At 75.1% G+C, this 8185-nt stretch carries 6 protein-coding genes and 1 pseudogene; 3 read left to right on the top strand and 4 right to left on the bottom strand.

Going from position 1 to position 8185, the window contains the following annotated elements; translation table 11 throughout:
• Nucleotides 1–144: 144 nt before the first annotated feature.
• Nucleotides 145–912 (bottom strand): glycosyltransferase family 2 protein, encoded by a 768-nt coding sequence (locus tag AB0881_RS41340; RefSeq protein WP_366626372.1) that lies wholly within the window; start codon nt 910–912, stop codon nt 145–147.
• An 85-nt stretch (nt 913–997) separates the two neighbouring features.
• Nucleotides 998–2644 carry an Rv2578c family radical SAM protein gene (locus AB0881_RS41335; protein ID WP_366626371.1) on the bottom strand — a complete coding sequence of 549 codons (1647 nt, stop codon included), beginning with the start codon at nt 2642–2644 and terminating at the stop codon, nt 998–1000.
• Between the two features lie 136 nt (nt 2645–2780).
• On the opposite strand from AB0881_RS41335, the gene AB0881_RS41330 reads away from it, so the two are divergent.
• From AB0881_RS41330 to AB0881_RS41320, 3 genes are all read left to right on the top strand, one after another.
• On the top strand, nt 2781–4370 hold the full coding sequence (locus AB0881_RS41330) for a family 10 glycosylhydrolase (RefSeq protein ID WP_366626370.1): 1590 nt from the start codon (nt 2781–2783) through the stop codon (nt 4368–4370).
• A gap of 57 nt (nt 4371–4427) precedes the next feature.
• Nucleotides 4428–4658 carry a DUF3040 domain-containing protein gene (locus tag AB0881_RS41325; protein WP_366626369.1) on the top strand — a complete coding sequence of 77 codons (231 nt, stop codon included), beginning with the start codon at nt 4428–4430 and terminating at the stop codon, nt 4656–4658.
• Nucleotides 4659–5109: 451 nt separating this feature from the next.
• Complete coding sequence (locus tag AB0881_RS41320) at nt 5110–5670, top strand: ATP-binding protein (RefSeq protein ID WP_366626368.1); 561 nt, start codon at nt 5110–5112, stop codon at nt 5668–5670.
• Between the two features lie 233 nt (nt 5671–5903).
• Here the strand turns inward: AB0881_RS41320 and AB0881_RS41315 are convergent, their stop codons facing one another.
• Both AB0881_RS41315 and AB0881_RS41310 read right to left on the bottom strand, forming a co-directional pair.
• On the bottom strand, nt 5904–7037 hold the full coding sequence (locus tag AB0881_RS41315) for a WYL domain-containing protein (RefSeq protein WP_366626367.1): 1134 nt from the start codon (nt 7035–7037) through the stop codon (nt 5904–5906).
• Nucleotides 7038–7127: 90 nt separating this feature from the next.
• A pseudogene (locus AB0881_RS41310) lies at nt 7128–8185 on the bottom strand (hypothetical protein); the annotation flags it as partial.

The raw sequence follows: 8185 nt of genomic DNA, 5'->3' as shown, positions 1-8185 counted from the left end.
GTGAAAGTCACCGCTGGAACGCAACAGCCGCCCGCGGAACGACTCCTGACCGACCGGTGAGATTCCGCCTAACGTTCGGGCTCACACCCGAAGCACCCGCGAAACGAACCCGCGAAACGAACCCGCGAACCGGGGGAGCGGCGGTCAGGCCGCCACGCCGGCCGGGGACGGGACCGGCGGCGCCTCCACCGCGTCCCGTCCCGCGCGCACCGGCCGCAGCCGCGAGCCGACCATCGTCCGCAGCACCCGCCACCCGTCCCGCCAGGTGTCCAGATGCGACTCGCCGAACAGCCGGTCGCCCTCGAAACTGGCGACCTCGGCGATCCGCAGCCCCGCCGCCACCGCGTTCACGCACATCTCGGTCTCGATCTCGAAACCCGTCGACCGCAGCGCCAGCCGCGGCACCGCCGAACGCCGCAGCGCCACGTACCCGTAGCACAGGTCCGTCCACCCCGCCCGGTACAGCACGTTCGCCGCCCGGGTCAGCCACCGGTTGCCCGCCCGGCGCAGCAGCGTCAGATCCCGCGAACCGCCCCCGCACGCGTACCGCGTGCCCTTGACGAAGTCGAAGCCCCGCGCCACCAGCGCCACGAACGCCGGGATCTCGGCCGGGTCCATGCTGCCGTCGGCGTCCAGCATCACGATCACGTCACCGGACGCGGCCGCGAACCCCGCCCGCAGCGCGTCGCCCTTCCCGCGCGGCGGCCGCGACAGGACCACCGCGTCGGGACGCAGCGCCGCCGCCAACTCCGCCGACCCGTCACCCGACTCGCCGTCCACGATCACGACCTCGTCCACCCCGTGCAGCCGCGGCAGCAGCCAGCGCAGGTTGTCGGCCTCGTTCAGCGTCGGGACCACCGCCGTCACCGTCGGGCGTGCTCCCGGGTGCGCGGTCGTTTCGATGGCGTTCATGGCCGGCTCCGTGGCGTGGAGGACTGGACGCACGTTTAGACGACCCGCCCGCCGCCCGGCGTTCGGAAGAATCTTGACGATTTCTTTACATCGGGAGGGTGAGCTGCTCGGCCGCCCGCCCGGCCGGCGGGGACGGCGGCGGCGCGCCGCGGCGCGGACGCGCGCGGCGGCCGATGCCGTACCGGCGCGCCAGCTCCGCCACCTGCCCGGCGATCCGCTCCTGGTACCCGCGGGGCGCGTAGGCGCCGCCCCGGTACAGCCGCGCGTACGGGACCACCAGGTCCCGGTGGTGCTCGCGCAGCCACGACAGGAACCACTCCCGCGCCCCCGGCCGCAGATGCAGCACGATCGGCGACACCGACGTCGCGCCCGCCTCGGCCGCCCGCGCCACCACCGCCTCCAGCCGCGCCGGCGAGTCCGACAGGTACGGCAGCACCGGCCCCATCAGCACCCCGCACTCCAGTCCCGCACCGGTCAGCGCCGCGCACACCTCCAGCCGCCGCTCCGGCGCCGGCGTGCCCGGCTCCACCAGCCGCGCCAGGTCCCGGTCCAGGGACCCCACCGACACCGCCGTGCCCACCTCCGCGCGCTCGGCCGCCTCCGCCAGCAGCGGCACGTCCCGCAGGATCAGCGCGCCCTTGGTCAGGATCGAGAACGGGTTGCCCGCGTCCCGCAGCGCCCCGATGATCCCCGGCATCAGCCGGTAGCGGCCCTCGGCCCGCTGGTAGCAATCCACGTTGGTGCCCATCGCGATGTGCTCGCCCCGCCACCGCGGCGCCGCCAGCTCCCGCCGCAGCCGCTCGGCCGCGTTCACCTTCACCACGATCCGCGAGTCGAAGTCGGCGCCCGAATCCAGATCCAGGTACTCGTGCGTCTTGCGCGCGAAGCAGTTGTGCGACACCACCCCGCCCGCCACGAAGTCGCCCGTGCCGGTCGTGATGTCGAACATCTCCCGCTCGCACCCCAGCGCCTCGACCGACACCACCGCCACCGACGCCCACGCCTCCACCAGCGCCCCCGCCGCCGGAGCCGCCCCCGGGGCCGCCTCGCGTATCCCGGCCGCGACACCCTCACCCGCCGAATCGCCCGCGGGCAGCCCGGACGGCGCCACGGCGGGTGACATCGCCCACTCCCGCGGCCCGCGCCGCCCCGGCACCGGCGGCGCGCCCACCGCGACCAGCCGGTCCCCGGCCTCCAGCGCCGGCCGCGCCCGCCCGTGCGCGTCGTGACCGGCGGTGTAGCGCCAGCCGTCCACGCCCAGGAACCGGTGGTCGCCGCTGCACACCAGCTCGGTGCCGCCCGCCAGCGTGACCCGGTACGCGCGCCTGACCGTCCGCCAGTGGTCGAACACCTCCGTCACCACCCACCGCCGGCCCAGCCCCGTGCGCCGCGTCCCGTAGACGCGGTCGCCCGGCCGCAGGTCCCGGATCGGGCGCGTCCGGCCGCCGGCCAGCAGCACCGGCGTCGCGCCGTCCAGGCAGTACGAGCACGCGTGCGAGCAGCCCCGGTACGGGTTCACCGTCCACCGGAACGGCACCCGTGACGCCGCCGGCACCTTGTTGATCACCGACCGGGCGTGCACCTCGTAGAACGTCATCCCGCGGAACCCCGGCGTGTCGAACGTCCGCGCCACCGCGCCCCGCTCGATCAGCGGCAGCCCCGGCCCCGCGCCGCCGCCCGCACCCGCCGCGTTCCCCTCGTCCCCCGCCAGCCGCAGATGGTCCCAGCGCATGTGAAGATCCCCCTCCTCGACGCTCGCACAATAGAACTGGTGTTCGATGAAGTGCAAGCGAGCCGGGCCCGCGCCGCATGGCGACATCGCCGTTCCGTCCATGGCATCGCTACGGGTGCGTAACAATGGCTCGTCTATGGCCAGACGAACGGGGATCATCACCAGGACCGCCGCCGCGGCGCTCACCGCGGGGGCGCTGACAGCGTGCCTGCCCGCCAGCGGCACCGACGACGGGCCCGGGGCGGTACCGCCCGGCGCCAAGGCCGAATGCCCGGCCGTCAAGGCGCCCGGCGACTCCCGGCACCGCCAGCTGCGCGGCATGTGGATCGCCACCGTCGGCGGTATCGACTGGCCCAAGGGCAAGACCGAGAAGGGCCAGAAGGACGACTACCGGCGGCTCCTCGACACCGCCCAGGCGATGAACCTCAACGCCGTCTTCGTCCAGATCCGCCCGAACTCCGATGCCTTCTACCCCTCGCCGTACGAGCCGTGGTCGCAGTGGATCACCGGCACCCCCGGCAAGGACCCCGGCTACGACGTGCTCGGCTTCATGCTCAAGGAGGCCCACGCGCGCGGCCTGGAGTTCCACGCCTGGTTCAACCCGTACCGCATCAGCCGCCAGGCCGACCTCAACAAGCTCGCGCCCAACAGCCCCGCCCGCAAGCACCCCGACTGGGTCCGCAAGTACGGCAAGGGCCTGTGGTACGACCCGGGCCTGCCCCAGGTCCGCGAACTGGCCACCAACGCCGTCATGGACGTCGTCCGCAAGTACGACATCGACGCCGTCCACTTCGACGACTACTTCTACCCCTATCCCGAAGGCGGCGCCGAGTACCCCGACCAGGCCACCTACAAGACCTATGGCCAGGGCCTGAGCAAGGCCGACTGGCGCCGCCGCAACGTCGACACCCTCGTCCGCGACCTCTCCGGCGCCATCCACAAGGCCAAGCCGCACGTGCGGTTCGGCATCAGCCCGTTCGGCGTCTGGCGCAACACCAGGAACGACCGCGCCGGATCGCCCACCGACGGCGCCCTGCAGAGCTACGACGACCAGTACGCCGACACCCGCAAATGGATCAAGGAGGGGTGGATCGACTACGTCACCCCCCAGCTGTACTGGACCATCGGCGACCGGCCCGCCGACTACGCCAAGCTCGTCGACTGGTGGGCCCGCCAGGTCGAGGGCACCGACGTCGAGCTGACCATCGGCCAGGCCGCCTACCGCGTCGGCGAGAGCGGCCCCTGGAAGAAGGCCGGCGAGCTGTCGCGCCATCTCGACCTCAACAAGCGCCACCCCGCCGTCCGCGGCGACGTCTACTTCAGCGCCGCCAGCCTCGCCGGCAACAAGCTGCGCTTCGCCGAACGCCTGCGCAAGGACCACTACGGCCGCCCCGCCATCCCGCCCGTCGTCCGCGGCCGCGGCGGCAAGGCCCCCACGCCCGTCCAGGGCGTCCAGGCCAAGGCCGGCGACGACGGCGTCAAGATCCAGTGGCGGCCCGCCAAGGACGCCGACGCCTACGCCGTCTACCGCGTCGAGGGGCAGAAGCCCGCCTGCGCCCCCGTCGACCCCGCCACCCTCGTCGCCCACATCCGCGAAGGCGGCGGCATCCTCGACCGCGCCGCCAAGCGCGGCACCACCTACACCTACTACGTCACCGCGCTCGACCGGCTCCACCACGAGAGCGCCCCCGCACGCGGCGCGACCGTCGCCGCCGCCGGGGGATAATGATCATGGTGCCGGGGGAAGAACAAGGCACGTGAACGCCCCCCGGAGGTAAAGAGCATGGCGCTGTCGATGGAGGAGCGGCGGATCCTCGCGCAGATCGAGGTCCACCTCAGCGAGGACGACCCGCGGCTGGCCCATCGTTTCTCGAAACTCGGAAAAGCCGACAGGGCCGCCAGGACCGCCAGGCCACGGCGCCCCCGCCGGATCCGCGTCATCGCCGCCGTGGCGGTCGCCGTGATCGGCGTGCTCACCGCCGTCGCCGCGGCGGCCGTCACCGCCTTCTCCTAGCTCCTCCCGAGCGCCGCCGACGCTCGACCCCGCGAAGAGAACACCCGGAAACACGCCAGGCCCCGGCGAGATCGATGATCTCGCCGGGGCCTGAACGTCAAGGCCGGTGTGGTGGTCGCCTCACGGCGAAAGGCACAACGGGGCTCCTGCCCGGACCGTACGGCCCGTCGGTATTCCTCGAAGGCTAAGGGTAGAGCCCGGGGGACACATGCCACACCGACATCACCCACCATAACGGCATCCAAGGGGTGCTCATTCCACATCTAGCCGCCCGTCCCCGATCACCTGTCCCCGCGGTGAGGCCGGCCTGGACCCGTGCACCGCCGTCCCGGGCGTTGCGTCCACATTGGTGAAGGGTGCCCGCACGCGCCCGGACCGTCCGGGACGGGGAACATCTCCGGCGGCCGCGGCGACCGGCACGGATGGTCGCACGAGCTGAGGAGACGGGGCATTGACCGCGAGCCACGAACCACCACACCGCCGCACCGCCCGCTGGCGGCTGCCCCACGCCCCCGCCAGCGCCGCCGACGCCCGCGCCCTCACCGCACGCACCCTCACCGGCTGGAACGCCGGCACCCCCGAGGACCGCGACGACGTCGTCCTCATGGTCGACGAACTCGTCACCAACGCCGTCGTCCACGGCCGCGGCCCCGTCCGCCTCCGGCTGCGCCTGGACGGCACCCTGCTCACCGCCGAGGTCGCCGACGACGACCCCGCCGCCCCCACCCCGCCCGGCCGCGGCCCCGACCTCCTCGACTGGGCCGAGAACGGCCGCGGACTCCTCCTCGTCGGCTCCCTCGCCTCCGCCTTCGGCACCCGCCCCGAAGGCCCCGGCAAGACCGTCTGGTTCACCCGTCTCCTGCACCACCCCGCCCCGGCCAAGATCCCCGCACAGGCCGCCGCACAGACCGCGCCTCCCGGGCAGGCCTCCCCTCCCGGCCGTCCCGTCCCCGCACCCCACCACACCGCCGCCGCGCCTCCCGCCGACCCCGAGACCATCACCGCACCCTGACCCCTCCACGCGCGCGACCGGAACCAGGGCCGCACGCGGAGCGGTTCGAGCTGCCGCCGCTGACCCTCCGTGCGCGCCGCCAGCCGGGGGCGGCGGGATCGGCGGGCGGCAGGTCGGCCCATGCCGGGCTGGGGGCGCACGCCACGCCAGGCCACGCACGCCGCCTCCGCCAGCCGCTCGCCTCCGCCGGCCACTCGGGTCGGCCGGCGGGGACTACAGCGGCTGGCGGGCGGTCAGGTCTGCAAGGGGCAGCGGTCGGTCAGCCAGACCTCCTCCTCATCCTCCCCGCGCTCCTCGAGAACCGCCGGCACCGACGGCGGCTCATCGGTGAGGCGGTCCAGATGCCACTCGATGTGGGCCAGGGGGCTGCGCCACCCGCCTAGCAGATCGGCCAGCGGCCGCGGCGGGCCCGGCGCGCCCGACGGGCTCGGCTCCGGGAACGTGCCCTCCCACAGCGCGTCGTCGGACCCCGCGCACCAGTGCCCCGCCGCCTCCAGCACCTCCTGCAGGTCGCGGGCCAGCTCGCCCAGCGACCGCAGCGCCATCGCGTCCTGGATCATCCGCTCCCGCGTGTCATAGGGCAGATCCCCCTCGAACTCCGGCGGGAACTCCGGACGGCGCCCCGCGTAGACCCGCTCCTCGCCCGCCGCCTCACGGATCGCCGCCAGCTGCCAGCGCGTCCACTCGGCCAGATGCCCCAGCACCCCGCGCAGCGCCGCCGCGCCGCCCGAACCCGCGCGGACCTCCTCGGTCGCCTCCCGCAGCCGCGTCCGCACGTACCCGAGCCGGTCCAGCGTCCACGCACGCGCGCGGGCCGCGCCCGCCGGGCCGCGCGGCACCGGATCCGACGGCGGCCGCGGCAGCGGAACGCGCAGCGCCGCCAGCAGCTCGTCCAGATCCCGCATCCCCGTCGCCCGGCCCGACAGGTACGCCGCGCCGATGCGGTCCAGGCGGAACATGCGCGGGCCGTCGCGCATCCGGCACCAGCCCACCAGGTACTCGGCGTACGGGGCGACGACCAGGCCGTGCGCCTCCACGTCCCGGAAGCTGCGCGACCCCGACCGGTCGTCGTAGGCGAGCCGGACCACCCGGCGCGTCCGCACCGCCTCGGCGAGCGTGTCGTGCACCGGCCCCATCAGCGAGGCGACCTCCGACAGCCGCGACGGCGGCGGCGCGGGCAGCAGGACGTAGCCGCGGCCGCGCTCGATCCGCACCGGCAACCCGCCGTGCACGAGCATCTCCAGGTCGCGGCGCACCGTGCGGCCGCTCACCCGCAGGCGCTCGGCGAGCTCGTCGGCCGTGAGGGGATCGGGGGCGGCTGCGCGCAGCTCCGACACCAGCGCCAGCAGCCGGTCGACGCGGTTCACCCCACCATGGTGACCCGCGCCGCCGACATTATCCGCCGCCGTCCGCGTCTGGACAGCGGACTGTCACCGACGGCACCCGGCACGGCCGCGTCACGACAGCTCCGCGGCGACCCCCTCGAAGTCGGCGGCCGTCAGCACGAGCGTGGCCGCGGCCCCGATCGCCTGCGTCGCCTCCGCGCGGCCCAGATGGCGGGTCGCGGCGCGGTCCAGGTACGCCTCGACCAGGCGCGCGCCGGTGAGCCGGCCCAGCGGGCGCAGCGCGGCCAGGTCGCGGTCCACCACCCGCCACGCGTCGGCGCCCACCTCCAGCCGCCGCTCCTCGGCCAGCAGCGCCAGCAGCGCGTGCCGCAGCCGCGGCTCGCTCAGATCCGGCAGCCGCACCGCGCGCAGGTCGGTGACCAGCTCGGGGGAGGCCGCCGACAGCTCACCGACGCGCTCGGGCTCGCAGGTGCCCAGCAGCGCGGTGTCGCTGACGCCCTCCAGCCGCGCCCGGTACAGCGCCGAGGCGAACGCCGCGCCCTGCGGATGGTCCAGGATCAGCGTCTCCAGCCCCTCCAGCAGCAGGACGTGCCCGGCGTGCTCGTCCAGCGCCGCGCGCAGCCCGTCCGGGCCGCGCTCGCGCAGGTCGTCGGCGTGCATGGTGCGCACCTCGCCGCTGGAGACCTCCACCTCCGCCAGCGCGCGGGCCGCCATCCGCGCCAGCCGGCGCTGCCCGCTGGACGGGCCGCCGATCAGCAGCAGCGCCGGCACCGAGGCGCTGGACACCTCCTGGCCGCGCAGCCGCTTGGCCCACTTGCCGCGCCGCCGCACCTCGGTGACGACCCGCTCGATGTCGTCGCCGCCGCACAGGAACCGGATGCCGTACGCCTCGGCGACCTGCGGGCTGGGCCCCGGGTCGGGCGCCGCCGGGACCGGCGGCGGGGGCTCGGGCACCGGCACGGGCGGCGGCGGCAGCGACGCCTCGGGCGCCGCCGCCGGGCCCTCCTGCGCCACGTCCGCGCCCGGCCAGGCCGGCCCTCCCGGTCCCGCGCCGGACGGGTCGAGCTGGGTGGCCAGCGGATCGGGATCCATGTGGGTGACCGACGGGCCGGCCGGCCACGTCGGCTCCGCGCCCCCCGCGCCCCCCGCGTCACCGGGGGCGCCGGCAC

The sequence above is a fragment of the Spirillospora sp. NPDC029432 genome (genome assembly GCF_040703975.1).
In the GTDB taxonomy this organism is placed as follows: Bacteria; Actinomycetota; Actinomycetes; order Streptosporangiales; family Streptosporangiaceae; genus Spirillospora.
Note: the sequence above shows the minus strand (reverse complement) of the source record. Positions and strands in the feature narration are given on the sequence as shown.

Bases quoted from the DNA above. Each gene is read 5' to 3' on its own strand.
- AB0881_RS41340 (WP_366626372.1), bottom strand. From the start codon at position 912: ATGAACGCCATCGAAACGACCGCGCACCCGGGAGCACGCCCGACGGTG.
- AB0881_RS41325 (WP_366626369.1), top strand. From the start codon at position 4,428: ATGGCGCTGTCGATGGAGGAGCGGCGGATCCTCGCGCAGATCGAGGTC.
- AB0881_RS41330 (WP_366626370.1), top strand. From the start codon at position 2,781: ATGGCCAGACGAACGGGGATCATCACCAGGACCGCCGCCGCGGCGCTC.
- AB0881_RS41335 (WP_366626371.1), bottom strand. From the start codon at position 2,644: ATGCGCTGGGACCATCTGCGGCTGGCGGGGGACGAGGGGAACGCGGCG.